Genomic DNA, 20,290 nt, shown 5'->3' with positions numbered 1-20,290 from the left:
TCAATGAACAGGGGAATCCATATGAAGATCAAAGCCACGCTCATCGGCATCAGTGCGGCACTGGCCGTGACGGCGGGCCTCGCAGGCTTCTCGGGCACGGCCGCGGCCGATCCCAAGCAGCCGTCCCCCGTGCCCTCCGCCGTGCGGGACGACCACCGGCCCAGGGTTATGCAGACACCGGGTCCGAAGGAGCCCGCCACCGCCAGGCCGGCCTACACCGGCTGATCGTCGTGCGGCGCCGCAGCCCCCGGGTCTGCGGCGCCGCACCTTGGCGCCCGCAGTCTCGCCGTGGTCGTACCTCCTCTCCTGCCCGCGGTCGCGTCAGCGACCAGGCCATCGCGGGCAGGAGCAGGATCCTGTGCGTCAACAGCGCCGGCGTGGGCTTGCCCGAACATGAAGAGACGCCGCCTCCCTGGACCGAGAGAGCGGCGAAAGGTTCGTTCCTCAAAGCGAGTGGATAAACCGACGTGGCCCTGGGGGAATCGCCCGCTGAAAGTGCCGAGCCGGTCCCTTACTCAGGGGCGTCGAAGGTCCACACGGCACGGGCGCCTGGGCCGACGACGAGGGTCGAGCGGCCGATCCGTTCCTCGTGCCGGTACGCCACGGGCCGGTTGAGCGAGAGGTGGACCTGCTTGAGGCCTGCCTGGTCGCGCGGAACGGAGTCCAGCTGGATGCTGGTGCCGCCACTCACCGCGACGGCGCCATCGCCCGGAAGGGACTGAACGGCGAACCCGCCGGCCCGCAGCAGCGGCAGCGTGTTGGCGAGGTCGCGTGCGGGGACCGCGATGCGGATGCCGGTCACGTCACGCATCAGGTGGTCGCGGTAGTCGTCGGGCAGATAGCGCTCCCGGCCGACGTCACCGGGGAAGCTTTCCGGCTCGGTCTTGCTGCGCGGGTCGGCGAAGTACTCCGGGAGGTATTCCATCGCCCAGGGGTCGAAGGCGTCGTACTGGTCGCCGGTGGTGCGGATGGTGTCGAACCACGGCACCTTGACGCCGTCGCCGAAGTCACGCGTCTGGCGGTACGGGAACGGGTTGGCGATCCCCAGGGCCTTCAGCCGCTCGGTCACTGTGGCCAGGTCGCCGGCCCGCTCGGTCGAGACGCCCAGCCCGGCGGAGCCGAATTCGGCGTCCTGTCCGGGCAGATCGCCGACCGCGAACAGTTCGAGGTAGGTCTCGCGGCCCTTCAGGTAGCGACCGGTCCAGGTCATTCCCCCGCCGGTCGTGGTGCGGAGCTCGAAGTTGGCGAACTTCCGCAGGTAGTCGGAGTGCTCGACCGCGTCGGCGGTCTCCTTGTCGACGACGCTGTAGGCGTGGTTGTAGAACAGCAGCTGCCGATCGGGTTGCGGCTGGCTCTCGTCGGCCCGCGCCGCCGTCGCGCCCCCCGCGACTGCGACAGCGAGTGCGACGGTGAAGGTCGCGGTGAGGGTTTTGACCATCCGTAATGTTCGGTAAATCAGCATGTAAGTGATCTTAGGAGGGGGAAGATCGCACTCACTGTTGATCTGTGGAAGCCAGAGACGTCGTGATCGAAAACACGTGCCATCTGTGCTCTTGTGCGGGCGCGGCAGGAATGTCAGCGGGGAGCGCGGCTGCACCTCCCACTAGGACAGGAGGGAGTTGTACGCGATCGAGCGCTGCTGCCCGGACATGAAGGACAGGAACTGCCTGACGAAAGCGCTGCGCGAGTAGCTGTCGGCTCTGCCGGTCAGATCACGGTGGAAGGCTGCGCGGAACAACCTCTGGTATTCCTGCGCGTCGATCGTCTGGTCGTCGTCGACGTCGGTGACATCGAACAGGACGTCGGCGATCTTGACCAGTCCGGAGCTGGGCAGAGAGGCGGCTGAGGCGGCGTATTCCTGGCGTGTGACGCGACCGTCGCCGTCGGCGTCGAGATGGGATTGCAACTCCCGCCACCAGGCGGCGTAGGCGTTGTAAAGCCGCTCCTCGTCCAGTTCGTCCAGGTCGAGCCGAGTGGCGATCTCTCTTGCCATGGCCGCCAGGTCAGGCCAGGCGAGATGGCCGTCGCCGGTCTGGTCCAAGACCTCGGCGAAGAACTGGTCAGCCGAGCGCGAGGCGTGGTTGACCTCGTCGGGAGCCGGGGTGATGAGTCTGACCATGGCCGCGGCCTGGCCCGCTTTGCGGCGTACGCTCTCCCACGGTCCAGAACCGCCGGCGTGGTCGGGATCCAGCAGGCTCATGAACGAGCCGGCGTTCACCCAGCCGCTTGGTAGCAGGCGGGCGGCGAATCCGGCGGTCAGGTAGGCCCCGTGCATGAGCGCCCGCGCCCCTGGGAGGTCAGGCAGGGCGAAACGTCGGCAGAAGGATTCCGGAAGCGACGCGATGGTGATCGCGGCGGCCACCGGGCCTGCCACGGCCCGGCCCGCGGCCCACACCGCGGGATGGTTGCGCAGCAGGGGCGGCGCGGGCACGTTGGCGAAGAGCCGATAGAGGATGACGCGCACCGCCTCGGTGCTTTCCAGGCGATGGTGGATCATGTCGTCGTAGTAGGGCCAGAACTCCTGCAACGTCGCGGGGAGCTGGTCGCTGTCGCCTTCGAGCAGGGCCAGAACCGTACGGAACTCGGCGTAGAGCCGTTCCATCGCGGGCCCGTCGAGCGACTCGCCGCTCAGCCGATACATCGTCACCGCCGATTCGAACAGGGTCGCCACCACCCAGGCGCGTGCTTCGGCGTCCGCCGCGTCGTAGCGGCGGCCTTGCGGGTCGGTGCCCGAGATGCGGGCGTGCAGGCGGTTGAGGCGAGCTGCCTCCCGGCTGCGAACGTGCTGGTCCGGGTCGAGTATCCGCTGCGTGCTCACCAAGGTGTTGCGCAGACGCCGCCACGGATGTGTCACGAACGTCGAGTTCCCGATCAACGCTGCGCCGATTTGCGGGTGCGCGGCTTCCAGAACCGTGGCACGGGTCACCGCAAGGCCCCACCGTGCCTCGTTGACGAGGCGGCGCAGCATCGAGTCCGGCCCGAAGACGTCGACGGTCTCCTCTGCGGTGGTCGGGGTCATCGAGATTCCTCTCCCGTAGTGGCGGTCGACTGGCGGACATCGCCGAACCGGCGCTGGCGCCATCGGTAGGCGTCAAGGCATTCCCAGAGGTGGGTCGCGCGGAAGTCGGGCCATAGCACCTGGGGGAAGACCCATTCGGCGTAGGCCACTTGCCAGAGCATGAAGTTGGAGATTCGTTGCTCTCCGGAGGTACGGATGACCAGGTCCACATCCGGCGTGTCGGGGTAGGGGAGATGCCGGGCGAAGGTGGCCTCGGTGACCTGCTCGGCGGGTACCGCGTCGCGGATCAGCGAACGGGTGGCTTCCACGATGTCGCGGCGTCCCCCGTGATCGAAGGCGACCGTGAGCGTCATCTGCCTGTTGTCGCTGGTAAGCGTCGTCAGATCGGTGATGTCCCGGACCAGGGGTGGAGGGATCCGCGGATCGGACATGCCCAGGAACCTGCACCGGACGCCGCGCGCGTGCAACGCCGGTGCATGCTTGCGGATGGCCCGGCGCACGAGCCTCATCAGGATGTCGACCTCGCCCGCCGGCCTCCGCCAGTTCTCGGTGGAGAAGGCGTACAGGCTCAACCACTTGATGCCGGCCGAGCGCGCCGCCTCGATGATGTCGATCACGGCGGCCTCTGCCGCCTCGTGGCCTGCGGTGCGCGGTAGCGATCGCTGCGCGGCCCACCGCCCGTTCCCGTCCATCACGCAAGCCACGTGACGCGGCAGTCCGCTGACGATTCTCATAGCTGAGTGTGACTGTATCATTACCAATCGTTGTTACCGTAGCCGTCGGCTGGCTCTGGTCGGCACCATCTCTTCGCGGGCGATCGAGTTGCTGCGGGATGCCCGCCTGCCTGGCCACAGCAGAGGGCCGATCTGGTGGTCACCCGTCGGCATCAGCCCACCGAGGAGGGCGCGCACGCCGCACTGCCGGCGGATGGTCGAGTAGCGGCTCTTCCCCTCCGAGCGGGCCGTGTTCGGCTACCTGAGCAGGGCGCGGGCGTAGTAATCCTGCTCGTCGGTCACGCCAGGCAGGGCGAAGGAGTACCCGCCGCCGGTCGGAGTTTTTTGTAGGTCGCTAGCCACGTCCGGGTCACGGCTTGGGGCGTCGAAGCCCTACGGCGGTCGTCACATGCCCTCAGGGGCGGGCCCTGCCACGGGGGAGGCGCCGGCCATGATCTTGTCGATCTCCGCCAGGTCGTCCGGTCCCAGGACGAGGTCCAGTGCGCCGAGGCTCTCGTCGAGGTGTCTGGGGCTGCGGGCGCCGACGATGGCGACGTGGACGGCCGGGCTGGCCAGCACCCACGCCACCGCGAGCTGCGCGATCGTGGCGCCGCGCCGTTCGGCGAAGTCGCGCAACTCGGCGACCACCGCAAGGTTGCGGCGGAAGGCCGGGCCGGTGAAGTCGGGGCTGTGCGAGCGCCAGTCGTCGCCGGGGAACGTGGTGTGCTCGTCGAAGCCGCCGCCGAGCAGGCCGTGTGCCAGCGGCCCGTACGCCAGCACGCCCAGATCGTGGTCGGCAGCGTAGGGGAGCACGTCTGTCTCGACGTCGCGGCGGAACAGGTGGTAGGGCGGCTGGACCGTCTCCACGCCCGGGAACTCGCGCAGCTGGTCCACGTCGAAGTTGGACACCCCGATGTGCCTGATGAGTCCCTCGTCGACCATCTCGCGCAGCGCGGCGGCGCTTTCCGTGAACGGGGTGCGCGGATCGGGCCAATGCACCTGGTACAGGTCGAGGTGGTCGGTGCCGAGCGCCTCCAGGCTGGACTCCACGCCCTGCCTCAGCCAGCCGGGGCTGGAGTCCCGGACCAGGTTGTCCCCGTCCATGCGCAGACCGCCCTTCGTGGCGATCACCACATCGTCCAGGTCGCGGGCCAGTGCCCGGCCCAGGATGCGCTCGGAGACGCCGAACCCGTAGCCCTGGGCCGTGTCGAAGAAGTTGACCCCGCGTTCACGGGCTTGCCGGATGCCGGCGACGGCCGCGCCCTCGTCGACCTGCCCCCAGTCCCCGCCGAACTGCCAGGTGCCGTAGCAGACCGGACTGACCTGCAGCTCCGTGCGGCCCAACCGTACTGTGTCCATGATTCGGGCGTTCCCTTTCGGGGGGCTGGGCCGGCTCACCAGGAGGCAAAGAGCGTTTGGTGCGGGCTGGTGATCGTGCCCGGAGCGGGGTGGTCTGGTAACCAGGATTCTCCTGGTGTCGGCACCCAGCGCAGGCGAGGAAGGTCGTGGCCGGGGCGGCGCGGGCCGTTGATGCCGGAGTCATGGCGCGCGAGAGGCCATAGACGGCGAGTAAGCAGGGTAGTGCGGTCAGTGACGGCCAAGTGGCCATGCGGCGCGCGTCGGCGCTGGTAGCGGGCGGTCCGGCCTGGGGAAGAGATCGTGGGGGTTGGCAGTGGCGAAGAGCTGCGGATGGCCGGTATGAGGGCCGTGGTCTTCGCAGGCACCCGTTCGGTCGCGGTGGAGGACGTCCCCGACGCGGTGATCGAGGAGCCTGACGACGTCGTCGTCCGGATCAGCTCGAGCGCGATCTGCGGGACCGACCTGCACATGTATGACGGGCGCACAGGAGCCACGCCGGGGCTGGTGCTGGGGCACGAGCCGCTTGGTGTCGTCGAGCAGGCGGGTTCCGCGGTCGAGATGGTCAAGCCGGGGGACCGGGTGGTGATCCCGACGCACGTGTACTGCGGTGTGTGCGTCAACTGCGCGCGGGGGCTGTCGGCCGCCTGCCTGCGGGTGCGCCCAGGTGGTTTCGGCGCGGCCTATGGCTACGCCGGCATGGGTCCCTACCGCGGCGCGCAGGCCGAGCTGCTGAGGGTGCCCTTCGCCGATGCCAACTGCATCGAGGTGCCCGGGGAGCCTGGCGACGATCTTGAAGACGACCTGGTCCTGCTGGCCGACGCGTTCGTGACTGGCTGGCACGCGACGGAGTTGGCGCAGGTGAGGGCGGGCGACACGGTCGCGGTGTTCGGGGCCGGCGCCATCGGCCTGCTCGCCGCCTACAGTGCCCTGATCAAGGGCGCCGCCGAGGTCTACGTCGTCGATGCGGTGCCCGAACGACTGGACAAGGCCGGCGAGATAGGTGCCGTTCCGGTCGATTTCCGGCAGGGGGATCCCGTTGAGCAGATCCGCGAGCTGCGCCGGGCCGGTGGTCTGGCGCCCGGCGAGGAGGCGATGCGCGGGGTTCAGGCGGGCATCGACGCGGTGGGGTTCCAGGCTCACGACCGCCTGGAGCCTGGTGTGGAGAACCCGACGCAGGTGGTGAGCGATCTCGCCCGGCTGATCAACCCGACCGGGCATCTGGGAATCATCGGCGTCTACGCCGAAAAGGACCTGCATCCGGCCCCTGAGGGCCACCCCGACGGCAGTATGACGGCGCCCTGGGCGACGTTCTTCTCCAAGGGGGTTTCGGTGCGCTTCGGCCGTACGCACGATCGCCGTTACACCGTGCTGCTGCGTGACCTGGTGCTGTCCGGGCGGGCCCGTCCCGGTGTGGTGGTCACCCATCATGGCCGGCTCGACGACGCGCCTGAACTGTATCGGGCCTTCGATCAGCGCGCCGACGGTGTCATCAAGGCCGTGCTGCGACCGTAACGGACAAGGGGGAAGCAATGGGACAGGCAGTCCCGCAGGCGGTGCTGAGCCCGCTGACGAGGGCGGCGCTCTTCCTCGTGGTGACGATCGACCCAGGAGGTGAATACCGCGTACGTGACCTGCTGTCGGAGTTGTCAGGCATACAGCGGGCCGTCGGCTTCCGGGCGCAAGAAGGCAGGCTGAGCTGCGTCACCGGGATCGGCTCGCAGGCCTGGGACCGGCTTTTCGCCGGGCCGCGCCCCGCCGAGCTGCACCCGTTCCGCGAACTGACCGGTCCAGTCCACCGCGCCCTGGCCACCTCCGGTGACCTGCTGTTCCACATCCGGGCACAGCGGCCGGACCTCTGCTTCGCGCTGGGGGCGGAGATCATGGACCGGGTGCGTGACGTGGTCACGGTCCGCGACGAGGTGCACGGGTTCAAGTACTTCGACGTACGAGACCTGCTGGGCTTCGTCGACGGCACGGAGAACCCGGTCGGCCCCACGGCCGCCGACGCCGTCCTGATCGGCGCGGAGGACCCGGGATTCGCAGGCGGCAGCTATGTGATCGTGCAGAAGTACCTGCACGATCTGCAGGCGTGGAACGCCCTGCCGGTCGAGGTCCAGGAGATGGTGATCGGCCGTCGGAAGTTGTCCGACATCGAACTGGACGACGCCGTCAAACCGGCCGACTCCCATGTCGCGATGACCACGATCGTCGGTCCCGACGGCACAGAGCACCAGATCCTGCGCGACAACATGCCCTTCGGCTGCGTGGGGCGCGGCGAGTTCGGCACGTACTTCATCGGCTACGCCCGCACCCCGACCGTCACCGAACGGATGCTGGAGCGGATGTTTCTCGGCGATCCGCCGGCCAGGCACGACCGGATCCTGGACTTCTCCGTCCCCGTGACCGGCTCGCTGTTCTTCGTCCCGAGTGCCGACTTCCTCAACGACCTGCCCGCTCCGCCGGCCATCGCCGCCGCCACCCGGACCGGGGACGAGGTGCGTGCGACTGGCGTGCCATCCGACCTGGATAGTCCGTTCCCGCAATCGCTGGGGATCGGCGACCTCAAAGGAAGCAACGTCCGATGAACAACCTGTACCGGGAGCTGGCGCCGATCTCCGCGGCCGCGTGGGCCGACCTGGAGGAGGAGGCACGGCGCACCTTCCGGCGTCACCTGGCCGGCCGCCGCGTCGTCGATGTCGTCGGCCCCCAAGGAGTGGACCTGTCGGGGGTCGGCACCGGGCATCTGCAGGCCATCGCCTCTCCCGCCGACGGCGTCATCGCCCACGCGTGCGGTGGCCAGCCGATCGTCGAACTGCGTGTGCCCTTCACCGTCGACCGGCAACAGGTCGACAGCGTCGAACGCGGCGCCAAGGACGCCGACTGGCAGCCGGTCAAGGACGCCGCCCGCCGGCTCGCCTTCGCCGAAGACCGCGCGATCTTCGAAGGGTACGCCCAGGCGGGCATCACCGGCATGCGCGCGGGCTCGTCCAACCCGGCGATCCCGCTCCCGGCCCACGTACGCGACTATCCAGGCGCCGTCAGTCAGGCGGTGACAGTGTTGCGGACGGCCGGCGTCGACGGCCCCTTCACACTGGTGCTCGGCGCCGACGCCTACACCGCCGTCAGCGGCGGCACCGACCAGGGCTATCCGATCCTCGACCACGTCACCCGCCTCATGGACGGCGAGATCATCTGGGCACCCGTCATCGACGGCGCGTTCCTGCTGTCGACCCGCGGGGGCGACTTCGAGCTGCACATCGGCCAAGACGTCTCGATCGGCTACCTCACGCACGACGCCACGAGCGTGCAGCTCTACTTCCAGGAAACACTGACCTTCCTCGTCTACACCGGCGAGGCCATCGTGACGATGTCGCAGTAGAGGAGGCCATATCAACCCTGGGCTGGTTCGAGGCCGTGGCCGTGTTGGTCCGCCTCACCGGAAACTGGTCGCTCAATGGTGACGCCGGTCTGCTGTGCTGGCCCGCTTTCGGCTTTGGATCGCGCCCGGGCTGACGACCGGCCTCAACTGATCTTGGACGGCACCCTGACAAGCATCGACCGAGTCGGCGAGAAGAAGACCAGCGTGAAAGGCAAGGAGATCGACGCCTGGTACTCCGGCAAAGCCCGAGCCTTCGCCGCCAACCTGCAAGGTCTCATCACACCGGGCGGCTTTCCGATATGGATATCCGACGCCCTGCCCGGGTCGACTCATGACATCACCGCCGCGCGAGAACAGGTTCTCGCCGCAATCCGCCCTTATCTCAAGGCCATGCCGGTACTGGCCGACTCGGGCTACGAAGGTGCAGGCGCCAGCGTTCATGCCCCGATCAGGCAGCCCGCAGACGGCCGGGAACTGGACGTTGACACGCGTACCAGAAATGCGCTTCTTCGGTCTCTTCGCTGTCTGGGAGAACGCGGCTTCGCACTGCTCGAGCAACGCTGGCGCACCCTTCAGCACGTCCACCTCAGCCCCAGCCGAGTCGGCGACCTCGCCAAAGCGGCGCTCGTTCTCTTTTACACCGCATCTCGGACGCGACCTCGACCGCAGGTTGTTCCTGCCTCGCGCGTGGACCGCCGATGAGGAGCGCCGCGAGTTGGCCGGAGTCCCGCAGGAGGTGATGTTCCAACTCGCCGTCGACATGCTCGCCCAGCTGCCCAGCTGCCCAGCTGCCCAGGCGTCGGCGTCGCCGACGCCTGGGTCGCCGTCGATGAGGTGTACGGTGGCCGGGAAACCCGCAGCGCGATCCGCCATCTGGGCTACCGCTATGTGGCCGCTCTCAAGAGCGACCACCGGGTGCGCACCCCGGCCGGCACCACCTACACCGTCACCGACCTGGCCGCACGCGTGCCCGCCCGCTCCTGGCAGCGGCTGCGGACCGGCCACGGAACCAAGGGGGACCGGCACTACGAATGGGCCATGATCGGCGTACTCGCCGACGACACCCCGACCACCAGCAGGACGGACACAGCACGCTGCTGGTCCGCCGGCACCGCTACACCCGCACTCTGTCGTTCTATCGGTGCTGGTCAGCGTCCTGTCGACCGTTAAGTAATCTGGTGGATGTGGTGTGCCGCAGATGGCGAATCGAGGAGGATTTCCAAGCGGCGAAAGGGCTGACGGGCTGGATCAGGGCCAGGTCACCGGCTGGACCTCCTGGCGTCGGTGGAGCCTGACCAGCATGATCGCCTACGTCCTGCTAGCCATCACGACCAGTCTGGAACGCGGCACCACCACCCACACCGACATCGAACTCGTCCCAATTAGCTGCCGTGAGCTGGTCAAACTCCTGCGCCGCTTCACCCTTCCCCGCCCCGGCAAGACATCGATCCCGAACATGCCCTGCACTGGTCCCTATGGCGACGCCGCCACCTATGCCGGGCAGTGGCCTGCCACCGGCGGTGGAACGAGATTACGGCGGCTTCCTTCCCGTGACTATTGACACAGCACTTAACGATCTACAACTGCCGTAACAGACCAGGGATGGATACCGCTTAACTTCGAAGAGCCAACATGGCTCGATCTTCAAAATCTCGGAGGCGGAATGGAAGATACTCAGGAACCTGTGTCCGTCAGGCGCGTTCGGCGTGGCCGATATCGTGCCGCAGAATTGCCGCGTGCAACCTTTGTAGGTCAGGGCCCGGATCGTGCCCGAGTTCCTCATTGAGGATCGTGCGGGCGCGGTCGAAGGCGATCAGGGCGCCCGAAGTGTCTCCAGACTCGTAGAGGGCTCGAATCAGGAGCCGATGACCCCGTTCCCTGAGGGGATGTTCGGACAGGAACGCTCGAATTTCGGCGATGACATGGTCCGGCGGTTCGCAGAGCAGGCGAGTCCTCAGATAGTCTTCTTGGACGTCGCTGTGTAGTTCGTTTAGGGCATGGAGGCGGTTTTGAAGCCTTCGAGAGCCGACACCGTCAATGTCGATAGGACCGTTCCACATTCGTAGGGCGACGCGAAACCGAGATACGGCGTTGACCGGATCGCCGTGTCTTTCGTACGCCCGGCCGGCGGTTACAAGGGCATTGAATTCCGTCAGATCTAGTTCATTCTCCGAAAGTAGCAGGCGATATGAGGTGCCGCTGCCGCGTAGTGTGCAGATTCGGCCTTCCAGCTTGTGTTCTGCGAGTATCTGGCGAAGTCGCATCAAGTGCTGCCGGAGATTGGCTGTGGCTGATTTCGGCGGATCATCCCATAAGAGCTGAGTCAGAGCCTCCCGCGAGAGAGGCGAGCCGTGTTGCAGGATCAACGCGAGAAGTGCAGCTTGCGGTAACGGAGCCATTAGTCGAAGAGCGGAAATACCTCGGATTCTCAGCGTGCCAAGAATGCAAAACAGCATTCCACCTCCACCGGCTACGGATAACCATAAGTCAAAGAAGACGATCTTCTCATATTGACTGGCCGATGGCAAGATGAGTTGTAAACATTCACGTCCTGCGCATTTCGGTATCGGCTGATTGCGCTATGTAATCGTCCCGGCGCGTGCAGAAGTACGGCTGCTGCCGAAGCGGCAGCCCGTAGCTGGATCAGGCAGTATTCAGAGCCTGCCGGCAAGCGCGTCGCGCAGGACGGTAATGACGTCGAGGCCGTGTTGATCGTGGTGGACAGGTATTCGTGGACGGCGTACCGAGCCGGGTGTGCTGCTCAAAGCGGAGTCTGCCGGAGATCTTCTGGCGGGCCTCGGCTGGTCGCAGGTCGCGCTCGGCCTGGTTGTTCGTGGGTGGGATCCGCAGGTCATGGGCGAAGCGCAGGACATCGTCGGCGCGGTCGCGCAAGACCTCCAGCAGCACGCGGCCGGCCGGCCGCGTGACGGCCGGGCCGGGCAGGCGTTCGACGTGCGACAGGCCGACGGCGACCCCGGCTGACCTGGGCGTACAGGCTGGGCTGGTTCTTCTTGACGATCAGGACGTAGTGAGCCCGTTTCCGCTCGATGAGGAAGGTGGCGTGCTCGCGCTGGGTGTGCAGGGTATCGGCGGTGACCACGCGATCGTGCAGGTCAAGACGCCCGAGTAAGGGCTGGAAGCGGGTGATCTCGTTGGTCTTGCCGGGCACGTCGGTCTGCGCGAGCACCAGGCCACTGCCGTGGTCGAAGGCGGCCAGCAGATGCACCGGCTCGCCGCGGTGGTGGCGTGCACCACGCAGTGCCTTTGCCATCGACGGCCACGCCCCGTCGGCGCGTTCGTGCCGCTGTATCCGCACAGGCGCTGGCAGCAGTGTTGGCTGTGGCGGCTCGCCCGGCCAGCCAGGAGCAGACCTCATCCAGCGCATCGGTGTCGATCTGCTCGAACAGGCGCCGCACGGTCGACTCGTCCGGCGGCTGCCATGCCCGGCTCAGCGGATCCCGCCGGACGTCGAGGATAGCCACTACCTGGGCAGGGGCATAAGTGATCCACTCACCGATCGCGGTGAACGAACGCGCACCGGCCAGCAAGTCCCCGAGAGTCCTCCGGCACACACCGCAACAGTCACTCCGCGAAACGGACACTCAGACCGCTATCGATACCTCGCCGAGGCCCTGGTTGCTGTTCGCACACAAGACGGTCTGGGCGGGATACAGTAACTGGACACTCCGCAACTGCTACGGCCCCCTGCTTACCGGCGATAAGCCTGAGCCTTTCCCCGGCTCGCATGAGCCTGCCAGGCAGCTCGGCGCCCATGCACTCGGCATATACGATGATTATGCGATCATGATCGTACGTTCTTCCTCGAACGGACGGCAGGATGCTCGAGCGGCTGGCTCGAGTTTCCAATCAAAGGGAGAGGAAACCATGCGAAGTATCACTCGGCGCATTGCCGCCGGACTGGTCACGGTCGCCGCGACCGCCAGCATGGCGGTCGCGTTGGGCGCAACGTCGGCGTCGGCGATGCCGTCGTGCTCTAAGTACGAGGGTAAGACGTACGGAAAGGTGAGCTGCACGGGTACGGGGCAGTGGCAGGGTGTCTGGGACTGTGACTGGCAGGCGGATTACTGGACCGGCTGGATCGCCATGCCGTCGTCGCAGAAGTCCTCCAGAGAGTTCACCTGCGACTCCCTGCTGATTCACATCGATGTTATGACCCGATAACGTCGAGATCGACGCCGGGCCTGGGCTGCGATACCGGGCTCGGCGTGTTCGCACGTTCTTTTCTGAGGAGTGTGATATGCGCGGGTTCGAAACGCGGGAACTGGTGCAGGGGTACGGGGCGCGTACGATCATCTCGGGACTCAGTATGCGGGTCGAGGGCGGCATCACCGCGCTTCTCGGTCCGAATGGCGCAGGGAAGAGCACCCTTCTGACGACGCTGGCGACAATCGCTCCGCACCGGAGCGGAGAATTACGTCTGCTGGGCAAGGTAATTACCGGCGACCGGGCGGCCAGGGAAGCGCGGAAGAAGATTGGCTTTCTGCCACAGGAATTCGGTTATCACGGCAACTTCTCCGTGTACGAGTTCGTCCGTTACTGCGCCTGGCTGAGGATGGTTCCACAGCCGTCCGCGCACTCCGACACCATGCGGGCGCTGGAGAGAGTCGACCTCGCGCGGTACGCCTCGCGCAGGATGCGTGAGCTGTCGGGCGGGATGCTGCGGCGGGCCGGGATCGCGCAGGCCATTGTCGGTGACGTCGAACTCGTACTGCTCGACGAGCCCACGGTCGGCCTCGACCCCGAGCAGCGACTGGAGTTCAGGGAACTAGTGCGGGGGCTCGCGGAGACCGCGACGGTCCTGCTCAGTACGCATCTCGTGGAGGACGTGGCGGCGGTCTGCACATCACTGCACGTCATCGCGGCTGGCCGGGTGGCATTCTCCGGAACCCCCGCCGAACTCGCGGCCCAGGCGGTCGCGGGGGTGCCGGGCGACACCCCGCTGGAAGCCGGATACATCACGGCCCTGCGTTCCGCGGCGGCGGCCGTATGAGCTGGATGATCTGGATCGAACTGCGCAGATCAATGATGCGGTGGGGGCTGCCAATCGTGCTGACTGCCGGTGGAGCGCTCGCCTGGGCGTGGTCGGACACTTGGCAGGTGTGGCCGGAGGTCAGCGCGACGACCGCGTTCGCGGCCACCCGGTTCGCCGTGGCGATCCTGGCAGGGGCGGCGGCCTGGTCGGCGCAGCGGGATCGTCGCGCGGGACTGCGCGCGCAGCTCGACGCCACCGCGCGTCGCCCCTGGCAGGTGGAATCCGTTCATCTCCTTGGGACACTCATCTATGCGTGGGCTGGACTCCTGCTCATCGCGGTCGTGATCGAGTTGGTGGTGATCGCGCGAATCGGGCCTGGTTTCCTTTGGCCCAGCTATCTGCTGCTGGCGTTGACCTCGCTGACGTTCAGCGTGGCAGTAGGGCACCTGGTCGGGCGGCTGACCACGTTCAGGTTCGCGGCGCCACTGGTGGGACTGGTGATGCTGGTCCTGGGGTTCGTCGCGCCCCCGAACGCCCCGTTTGAGCTGTCGGTCGTGACCGGGCCCGCCAAGTTGGTGCTCAGTCCAGGCGTTATGGCCGCCCGTTCAGTTTTCGCGGCGGTCTGCCTGCTGCTCGCGGTCACGCTGCCGTCGAGGGTCGCGGCGGCGCGGCGTGCCAGGGAGTCCGGTCGGCGAGGGGAGAGCCGTTGGCAGACGACGTCGGTCGTGCTGGCCGCCGTAGCGACGCTCGCCTGGCTGGTGTTTGCCGGACCGCTGCAGATGCCGCGGGCTCCGGTGGCCGATCCCGTCTGCGGGCAGGTCTCTGCCGGGCCCCGAGTGTGTCTGTGGCCGGAGAATCGGGCATATCTCGATGAGGCCCTTCTCGCCGCAACAGCGTTGCGGAAGGCGGCGGGCGAAACCGTTCCGCTGCCTGCGGTTTTCTACGACGAAGGACTGCGTGACGGCCCGAGCTTCACCGCGCTGGCCGTAACCAAGCCGATGATTGCCGACATGGCCATCGCCGCGATGCCTTCCTTCCGTGGGTGCACCGACGGCTCGCAGACGGAGGTCGAGCAGCGCCTGACCGCAGCGGGCCGCATCTGGGTGTGGCTCGCGGCCAGATCGAATGGCCTACGGTCGGTGGGCGACGAACCGTCGTTCATGCTCCCGCCCGAGGTGAGCACGGAGGTGGACGCGGCTCTGACCCGGCCCGAGCCGGCGCAGCGCGTCTGGATCAAGGAGCAGCTCGCGACGGCGAAGGCCGGTTGCCGTGCGTGAGGAATTCCGGCCGTGGCACGCGTTCGCGCGCAGCCGCGGCCTTCACGCGCTCGGGGCCTCGCTGGCCGTGCTCACCGTAGTCACTGGTCTGTGGGGCCGCTATTCGGTGAGCTTTCCCCAGGCGTTGACGCATCTGCCCACGCCGGTGCCGGTCTCGGTGCTCATGCCCCTACCGTTCGCATGCCTGACGGTCATGAGCCTGCACAGCGGAATGGGCGATTTCGAGGCGTTCGCCGTCCGTAGCGTACGACGGATGAACCTTGGCCAGCTCGCCGCGTTCCTCGCTCTCTCCGCCGCTGGGATGAGCCTCGGGCTGGCGGCCGGCGGAGCGTGGGACACGGCGGGCGCGGCACTCAGAAATCTCGCCTGGTGGGCGGGTGTGGGATGCCTGTCCGGTCTGGTGTTCGGCTGGCGGCTGGCTTGGGTGGCGCCACTGGTGACGGCGGTGCCCATGTATGTGTTTGCGGTGGCGGACGATGAGGTCCTGCCCTGGGCAGTGCCGAAGCTCGACGCGAGCGTGCCGTACTCGTGGTTCGCCTCGTTCCTCCTGCTGGCCACGGGCCTCGTTCTGGTCGCCTGGCGTGGGAGCCGGGTCAGGCGAGCTCGGTGATGAAGGTGTGGAGGTCGGCGGCGAGCAGGTCTGCGGCCTCTAGCATCGCGAAGTGGCCGCGCAGACGAACTCGCTACAACGGACCATTTGTGCGCCTGCCGGCTCACGATAAGGTGCGCACCTTGCGCAGCTCGAACGCGATGGCGGTCATCGCCAGGCTCAACTCGATCACCCGGGGCTGGTCCGCCTACTACCGAGGAGCGCATTCTTGCGTTCGGCGGGCAGAGTGCTGATCCAGGCGGCCAGGGCCTTCCGGTCATGCCGTACGGCTTGCGCTGGTGGGATGCCCTCGGCGGCCGGGAGGAGGTCGTCGTCCAGGCCCAGGAAGTCGGCCAGGGCACGTTGTGGCGCACTGAGTGAACTCAGTCCCGGTGGGATGGGCGGCTCCGACTGGTCCTCTTCGGCGTAGTCGAAGGCGTCCTCGTCGCGCTCCCACGTCCCGTAGGCCGACAGCCAGGCAAGGGAGAGCGGTCGCAGATCACCGGCGGCCAGTTCGGCACGGATGCCGGCGAGCGCCGACAGCGACCGTTCGACGTCCTCTTCCGCCTCGCTGGTGAGGCTGAGAATGAGGTGCTCACCGCTGGTCCAGGCGCTGCCTGGTCGTCCGCGCAGTAGCGTTCGGCCACGTCCCGGTCTTGCAGGGCGGCGGCCAGGCGTTGGAGGTGTTCCTTCCGCTTGGTCAGGATCAGGCTGTTCCTGCCCGGCTTGCCGCGTCGGCGACGTCGGCCCTCATGGACGGCGAGATCATCTGGGCACCCGTCATCGACGGCGCGTTCCTGCTGTCGACCCGCGGGGGCGACTTCGAGCTGCACATCGGCCAAGACGTCTCGATCGGCTACCTCACGCACGACGCCACGAGCGTGCAGCTCTACTTCCAGGAAACACTGACCTTCCTCGTCTGCACCGGCGAGGCCATCGTGACGATGTCGCAGTAGAGGCGCTCCCGATCGGCCATACCCGCGGGCTTGCCGGCCCGCCACTGGTGGTCATGCGCGGCCGAACGGCCCGTGGTAGGCCAGGTTCACGGCCAGAGCGGCTACCGCCAGGGAGAAGAACACGGCCCAGGGGCCGAAGTGGTGGTCGCGGACCCGCAGGTGGGCGCCGAACGCGCCGAGGAAGTACAGGACGAGGCCGGCGGCGGCGAGCGTCCCCAGCACCGGTACGGCGATTCCGGCCAGCAGCCCCAGCGCCCCCGCCCCCAGCAGCGCGCCCAACGGGAGCATCCAGGACCGGGGCACGCGCAGCATGTCCGCCTGGCTCTTGGGGTAGTCGTGGCCGATGACGTTGGCGATGGCGGCCAGGCCGTTGACGGCCGAGGCGAGGAGGGTGACCACGAGGTAGGCAGCGAACACGAAGGTCTCCTTGTACGTGAGAACGGTCGTCTCACGGACGAGGCAGCGTCCTACGGAGTGACGTGCCCTCGTGTGACATGGGTCACGGCGTGACGCCGGTCAGCTTCTCCGGGTTGCTGACCGCGTGTACCGTCTCGATCGCTCCGTTCAGCAGGTGCAAGGTGATCGCCAGCACCGGCGTGCGTCCCGAGTAGATGACGATCCCGGGGCCGCCGTTGACCTGGAGCACCTGGGCGTGCGAGTCGTCCGGTCTGCGCTTGGAAAGGACGGCGATCGCGCGGGCCACGTACTCGGGTCCATGGATCGGCTTGCGGGGCGCACCGGTGAGGCCGCCGCCGTCGCTCACCATCGTCACGTCCGGCGCCAGGACCTCCATCAGGGCCTTCACATCGCCGCCGAGGCAGGCGGCCAGGAACCGTTCGGTGGCCTGCTGCCTCGTCGCCTGGTCGGTGTCGTAGCGGCGGCGGCGCGCCTCGATCGCCTTCTTGGCGCGGTGCGCGGTCTGTCGCACCGTCGCGTGGCTGCGCCCGACGAACCGCGCTATCTCGACGTGGCTGTAGCCGAAGGCCTCGCTCAGCACGAACACCGCGCGCTCCATCGGGGACAGGTTCTCCAGCACGAACAGCATCGCGGTCGACACCGAGTCGGCGAGTACCGCGTTCTCGGCGACGTCCGGGATGGTGAGCATCGGCTCGGGCAGCCATGGCCCGACGTACGACTCTCGCCGCACGCGCGCACTGCGAAGCCGGTCGATCGCCAGCCTGGTGGCCACCCGAACCAGGTAGCCTTCCGCGTCCGCGACGGTGGCCACGTCGACGCGGCTCCAGCGCAGCCAGGCGTCCTGCACGACGTCCTCGGCCTCGGTGACGCTGCCCAGCACCCGGTACGCCACAGCGTGCAGCAGACCGCGGTGCTCGGCGAACGTCCGCTCGGCCGCGGGCCTGCGTACCGCCGTGTCGCTGGGCATCGCGGCCCCTCTCGTCGGTGGAACGCCAACGGCGGCGCTCGGACGCGGCTCTCAGGGAGCAGCCTAGTGACCCGCTCTCCAGGAGGGGGCAGTGGTCGGTGTCAGGCGGCGCTGCCGGACACCGACGACGAGCAGGACGGACGCCGGTACGGTCCGGAGAGTTCCCTCGCAACGGCCTGGACGATGAACCCGCAGGTCAGGGCGCGCCTACTCGAACGTCCAGGAACACCGGGCGCTTGTGCGGGAACAGCTCCTGGCCCTGCGCGTCGGTCATCTTCCAGTAGATGCGGCAGTTCCCTGGCTTGTCCGGAGCCTGCACCTTCACCGCGATGTCCGCGGTCTGGCCGGGCGGTGTCGGCGGTATGGCCACCGTTTTGGGTGATCGGCATGGCCCGGCGTTGATGCGAGCCAGATGCCTGCCCTCCCAGGTCGTCGTCCCGGTGTTGCGGATCCTCCACACCTTCGTGAACGGCAGGCCCTGCCGAACTTTCGAGCCGTCCGGGTACGTCACGTCGCCCACGAATTCGGAGTCATCCCTGGCGGGCGCGCTCGCTGTCGGCGCTGCTGGGGGAGCATCCTGGCCCGTGTTCGTCGTCAGATAGAAGAACGTCGATCCGGCCATGATGATCGCGGCCGCGGCCAGGCCTCCGACGAGGGCGCGGTTCCACCGCGCGGGCTTCGGCGAAGGCGCGGGTGCGGGCTGGTCGTTCGACGTGATGGCCGCCGTATCATCGGCAGCGCTGTCAGGGACGGCCTTGGCGCGTTCCCAACGTTCCCGCCACTCGCGTTCGGTCTCCTCGAGATCATGCCCCAGCCGATCAACCGCGAGGACCCGTACGAACTCCCACGTCGTCTCCCAGCTCGGGAGCTTGCGCCCCTGGGCGGCGCTGGCCAGCGACGACTTCGAGGCCGCCGCGCCGAGTCGGGAGGACATCTCGGCGTACGAGGGATCGCCCGCCTCCTCTTTCAGTCTCAGGAGCCGGTCGGCGAAGGCCCCCACCGCGCCCGACTCCGGATCGGGCCGTGTCGGCTGACGTCCCCGACGCTTCGCACGATCCTGAGCCTGCATCTTGGCTCCTCTTCCTCCGCTCACCGCAACCCCTGTTGGCGCCTCTGCGGCTGTCAGCGCCTCCAAACTATCCGACGACACAGATCGACAATCAGTTCAGATCACCGCAGGTCGACGCTCGGGAGTGATTTGTCCAATGTCCAACGGACCAACCTTGGACGGAGATCGCTCGGTGGCCCGCCCTGCCGGTGGCATCGTGGCGGATGCCCCCCTGATGCTCGCCTCGGCGAGGTGACCGCACCACTGCAGAGAGGGAGATTTTCATGTCCACCGGCTCTCGTAGGCCGAGCCTGCGCACCCGAGTCGCTGTCGTTGCCGCCGCGTCCTTCGCCGCCGCCAGTCTCGGCGCCGGCCTCGGCGCGGCTCCGGCCTCGGCGGACGTCCACCGCGGTGTCAACGGCTGCTTCGCCTGGTCCTGGGGGGACGGCAACACCTCGGTGACGGTGTACTGGCACAACCGGTGCCAGAACAAGCGCAAGCTGAAGATCAAGTACAGCCTTGGCTGGACCACCAAGAACTACACGGCGGTCGTGGGGTCCGACGGGAAGGGCCACAAGAGGTTCCAGACCGCTTCGATCGTGTCCATCACCGACGGGGGCCGCGCCTAGCCTGCCGGCGGCAGGCACTGGGGGTGCGGCGCGTAGCCGCGCCGCACCCCGGCGCGTACCAGGTCCACCATGTCCCGCTCAGGTGTGGGTGAGCGGCGCTGCGCGATTGCGTGCGGCCGTCGATGCCACAGGCTCAGCCTGCCCGGTGGCCGCGTGAACGGTTGCCGGGCGGCGGAACAGGGCGGTCAGGAGGAAGGGGACGCCGAAGTTGGGGGCGTCGGGCGGCTGCTCCTCCATCTGGCGCGTCTCGACCTCTGTGTAGTCGGAGAAGATCCAGCGCAGTTCGTCGAAGGTGTACGCCAGGCCGCCCTGGAGGTGGCCTTCGCGGTAGAACTCCTCGTCGCGCAGTTCGGAGCCCATGGCCCCGGCGGCGAAGCAGGTGAGAGCGAGGTGGCCGCCGGGGGCCAGCAGCCGGTCCAGCAGGTTCAGGTAGCTCACCCTGCGGTGCGGCGGCAGGTGGTGCAGGCAGCCGGAGTCGTAGACCAGGTCGTACCGGCCGGGCTGGAGGTCGGCGGTGAAGGCGTCGCCGCAGTGGAAGCGGACGTCGGCGCCCGTCTCCCGGGCGCGCTCCTCGGCCCAGGCGACAGCCGTGGGGGAGAGGTCGACGGCGTCGACGTCGAAGCCGAGCGAGGCCAGGTGGATGGCGTTGCGGCCGGGCCCGCAGCCCAGATCGAGAGCGCGTCCCGGTTCGAGCATCCCCCGCTCAAGGTAGGACACGAGGCTCTCGTCCGGCTTGCTCGCGAAGAACGGGACCGGTTTTGAGCGGTCGGCGTAGAAGCGGTCCCACCAGGGCGACGCGTTTCCCGTCCACCGGTCCGCGTCTGACGCGAACAGCCGATCGAGCAGGTCCATCACGTCATCCATGGTGCGGATGGTTCGGTTCACGCGGTCTCCCTCAAGAGCTGGTCGGCGCCTCTGATCTTATTGAGTGATCGCCGCATCGG

25 protein-coding genes are annotated in these 20,290 nt (G+C 67.7%); 14 read left to right on the top strand and 11 right to left on the bottom strand.

Annotation, left to right across the window (positions count from 1 at the left end; genetic code table 11):
- The first annotated feature begins 21 nt into the window (after window positions 1-21).
- On the top strand, window positions 22-225 hold the full coding sequence (locus tag ABT294_RS08170) for a hypothetical protein (RefSeq protein WP_350804396.1): 204 nt from the start codon (window positions 22-24) through the stop codon (window positions 223-225).
- A gap of 286 nt (window positions 226-511) precedes the next feature.
- Here the strand turns inward: ABT294_RS08170 and ABT294_RS08165 are convergent, their stop codons facing one another.
- From ABT294_RS08165 to ABT294_RS08150, 4 genes are all read right to left on the bottom strand, one after another.
- On the bottom strand, window positions 512-1,462 hold the full coding sequence (locus ABT294_RS08165) for a DUF5829 family protein (RefSeq protein WP_350804394.1): 951 nt from the start codon (window positions 1,460-1,462) through the stop codon (window positions 512-514).
- A 141-nt stretch (window positions 1,463-1,603) separates the two neighbouring features.
- On the bottom strand, window positions 1,604-3,019 hold the full coding sequence (locus tag ABT294_RS08160) for an oxygenase MpaB family protein (protein WP_350804393.1): 1,416 nt from the start codon (window positions 3,017-3,019) through the stop codon (window positions 1,604-1,606).
- Window positions 3,016-3,753 carry a polyprenyl diphosphate synthase gene (gene uppS, locus ABT294_RS08155; RefSeq protein WP_350804392.1) on the bottom strand — a complete coding sequence of 246 codons (738 nt, stop codon included), beginning with the start codon at window positions 3,751-3,753 and terminating at the stop codon, window positions 3,016-3,018. Before uppS ends, ABT294_RS08160 begins: the two co-directional genes overlap by 4 nt.
- Window positions 3,754-4,137: 384 nt before the next feature.
- Window positions 4,138-5,091: an aldo/keto reductase gene (locus tag ABT294_RS08150; protein ID WP_350804391.1), complete on the bottom strand. Its 954-nt coding sequence runs from the start codon at window positions 5,089-5,091 to the stop codon at window positions 4,138-4,140.
- A gap of 339 nt (window positions 5,092-5,430) precedes the next feature.
- Between ABT294_RS08150 and ABT294_RS08145 the strand changes: the two genes are divergently transcribed.
- The 6 genes from ABT294_RS08145 to ABT294_RS08120 all read left to right on the top strand — a co-directional run bounded on the left by ABT294_RS08145 (window position 5,431) and on the right by ABT294_RS08120 (window position 10,031).
- Window positions 5,431-6,603, top strand: a complete 1,173-nt coding sequence (locus ABT294_RS08145) for a glutathione-independent formaldehyde dehydrogenase (RefSeq protein WP_350804390.1) — start codon at window positions 5,431-5,433, stop codon at window positions 6,601-6,603.
- 17 nt (window positions 6,604-6,620) lie between these two features.
- Window positions 6,621-7,676, top strand: coding sequence for a Dyp-type peroxidase (locus tag ABT294_RS08140; RefSeq protein WP_350804389.1), 1,056 nt, complete (start codon window positions 6,621-6,623; stop codon window positions 7,674-7,676).
- Window positions 7,673-8,470 (top strand): family 1 encapsulin nanocompartment shell protein, encoded by a 798-nt coding sequence (locus ABT294_RS08135; RefSeq protein ID WP_350804388.1) that lies wholly within the window; start codon window positions 7,673-7,675, stop codon window positions 8,468-8,470. The genes ABT294_RS08140 and ABT294_RS08135 overlap by 4 nt, the downstream gene beginning before the upstream one ends.
- Window positions 8,471-8,545: 75 nt before the next feature.
- Window positions 8,546-9,172 (top strand): transposase family protein, encoded by a 627-nt coding sequence (locus tag ABT294_RS08130; protein WP_350804386.1) that lies wholly within the window; start codon window positions 8,546-8,548, stop codon window positions 9,170-9,172.
- Window positions 9,173-9,304: 132 nt separating this feature from the next.
- On the top strand, window positions 9,305-9,640 hold the full coding sequence (locus tag ABT294_RS08125) for a hypothetical protein (RefSeq protein ID WP_350804385.1): 336 nt from the start codon (window positions 9,305-9,307) through the stop codon (window positions 9,638-9,640).
- Window positions 9,641-9,770: 130 nt separating this feature from the next.
- Window positions 9,771-10,031, top strand: a complete 261-nt coding sequence (locus ABT294_RS08120) for a hypothetical protein (protein ID WP_350804384.1) — start codon at window positions 9,771-9,773, stop codon at window positions 10,029-10,031.
- Window positions 10,032-10,161: 130 nt separating this feature from the next.
- On the opposite strand, the gene ABT294_RS08115 is transcribed toward ABT294_RS08120, so the two are convergent.
- The 3 genes from ABT294_RS08115 to ABT294_RS08105 all read right to left on the bottom strand — a co-directional run bounded on the left by ABT294_RS08115 (window position 10,162) and on the right by ABT294_RS08105 (window position 11,741).
- Window positions 10,162-10,926: an AfsR/SARP family transcriptional regulator gene (locus ABT294_RS08115; protein WP_350804383.1), complete on the bottom strand. Its 765-nt coding sequence runs from the start codon at window positions 10,924-10,926 to the stop codon at window positions 10,162-10,164.
- 187 nt (window positions 10,927-11,113) lie between these two features.
- A complete protein-coding gene (locus ABT294_RS08110) occupies window positions 11,114-11,377 on the bottom strand; it encodes an IS66 family transposase (RefSeq protein WP_350804381.1) in 264 nt (87 codons plus the stop codon).
- The gene (locus ABT294_RS08105; RefSeq protein WP_350804380.1) at window positions 11,322-11,741 is read right to left on the bottom strand and encodes an ISAs1 family transposase; all 420 of its coding nucleotides are present in this window, start codon (window positions 11,739-11,741) and stop codon (window positions 11,322-11,324) included. The genes ABT294_RS08110 and ABT294_RS08105 overlap by 56 nt, the downstream gene beginning before the upstream one ends.
- A 614-nt stretch (window positions 11,742-12,355) precedes the next feature.
- Between ABT294_RS08105 and ABT294_RS08100 the strand changes: the two genes are divergently transcribed.
- From ABT294_RS08100 to ABT294_RS08075, 6 genes are all read left to right on the top strand, one after another.
- Window positions 12,356-12,652, top strand: a complete 297-nt coding sequence (locus tag ABT294_RS08100) for a hypothetical protein (protein WP_350804378.1) — start codon at window positions 12,356-12,358, stop codon at window positions 12,650-12,652.
- Window positions 12,653-12,728: 76 nt separating this feature from the next.
- Window positions 12,729-13,481 (top strand): ATP-binding cassette domain-containing protein, encoded by a 753-nt coding sequence (locus tag ABT294_RS08095; protein WP_350804377.1) that lies wholly within the window; start codon window positions 12,729-12,731, stop codon window positions 13,479-13,481.
- A gap of 5 nt (window positions 13,482-13,486) precedes the next feature.
- On the top strand, window positions 13,487-14,740 hold the full coding sequence (locus ABT294_RS08090) for a DUF7224 domain-containing protein (RefSeq protein WP_350804375.1): 1,254 nt from the start codon (window positions 13,487-13,489) through the stop codon (window positions 14,738-14,740).
- A complete protein-coding gene (locus tag ABT294_RS08085) occupies window positions 14,733-15,350 on the top strand; it encodes a hypothetical protein (protein ID WP_350804374.1) in 618 nt (205 codons plus the stop codon). The genes ABT294_RS08090 and ABT294_RS08085 overlap by 8 nt, the downstream gene beginning before the upstream one ends.
- Window positions 15,350-15,583 (top strand): group II intron maturase-specific domain-containing protein, encoded by a 234-nt coding sequence (locus tag ABT294_RS08080; protein WP_350804590.1) that lies wholly within the window; start codon window positions 15,350-15,352, stop codon window positions 15,581-15,583. The genes ABT294_RS08085 and ABT294_RS08080 overlap by 1 nt, the downstream gene beginning before the upstream one ends.
- A gap of 402 nt (window positions 15,584-15,985) precedes the next feature.
- On the top strand, window positions 15,986-16,285 hold the full coding sequence (locus ABT294_RS08075; RefSeq protein ID WP_350804373.1) for an encapsulin: 300 nt from the start codon (window positions 15,986-15,988) through the stop codon (window positions 16,283-16,285).
- A gap of 51 nt (window positions 16,286-16,336) precedes the next feature.
- On the opposite strand, the gene ABT294_RS08070 is transcribed toward ABT294_RS08075, so the two are convergent.
- From ABT294_RS08070 to ABT294_RS08060, 3 genes are all read right to left on the bottom strand, one after another.
- Window positions 16,337-16,702 (bottom strand): DoxX family protein, encoded by a 366-nt coding sequence (locus tag ABT294_RS08070; protein ID WP_350804372.1) that lies wholly within the window; start codon window positions 16,700-16,702, stop codon window positions 16,337-16,339.
- Between the two features lie 82 nt (window positions 16,703-16,784).
- Window positions 16,785-17,669: an RNA polymerase sigma factor SigJ gene (gene sigJ / locus ABT294_RS08065; protein WP_350804370.1), complete on the bottom strand. Its 885-nt coding sequence runs from the start codon at window positions 17,667-17,669 to the stop codon at window positions 16,785-16,787.
- A 196-nt stretch (window positions 17,670-17,865) separates the two neighbouring features.
- Complete coding sequence (locus tag ABT294_RS08060) at window positions 17,866-18,669, bottom strand: NBR1-Ig-like domain-containing protein (protein ID WP_350804369.1); 804 nt, start codon at window positions 18,667-18,669, stop codon at window positions 17,866-17,868.
- A gap of 332 nt (window positions 18,670-19,001) precedes the next feature.
- Between ABT294_RS08060 and ABT294_RS08055 the strand changes: the two genes are divergently transcribed.
- Window positions 19,002-19,346, top strand: coding sequence for a hypothetical protein (locus tag ABT294_RS08055; protein ID WP_350804368.1), 345 nt, complete (start codon window positions 19,002-19,004; stop codon window positions 19,344-19,346).
- A 78-nt stretch (window positions 19,347-19,424) separates the two neighbouring features.
- Here ABT294_RS08055 and ABT294_RS08050 read toward each other — a convergent pair whose 3' ends face one another.
- Window positions 19,425-20,231, bottom strand: a complete 807-nt coding sequence (locus tag ABT294_RS08050) for a class I SAM-dependent methyltransferase (RefSeq protein WP_350804367.1) — start codon at window positions 20,229-20,231, stop codon at window positions 19,425-19,427.
- Window positions 20,232-20,290 lie beyond the last annotated feature (59 nt).

The sequence above is a fragment of the Nonomuraea sp. NPDC000554 genome, from assembly GCF_040300065.1.
GTDB lineage: Bacteria > Actinomycetota > Actinomycetes > Streptosporangiales > Streptosporangiaceae > Nonomuraea.
The sequence above is the reverse complement of the archived record's forward strand: the minus strand, read 5'-3'. Positions and strand labels throughout refer to the sequence as shown.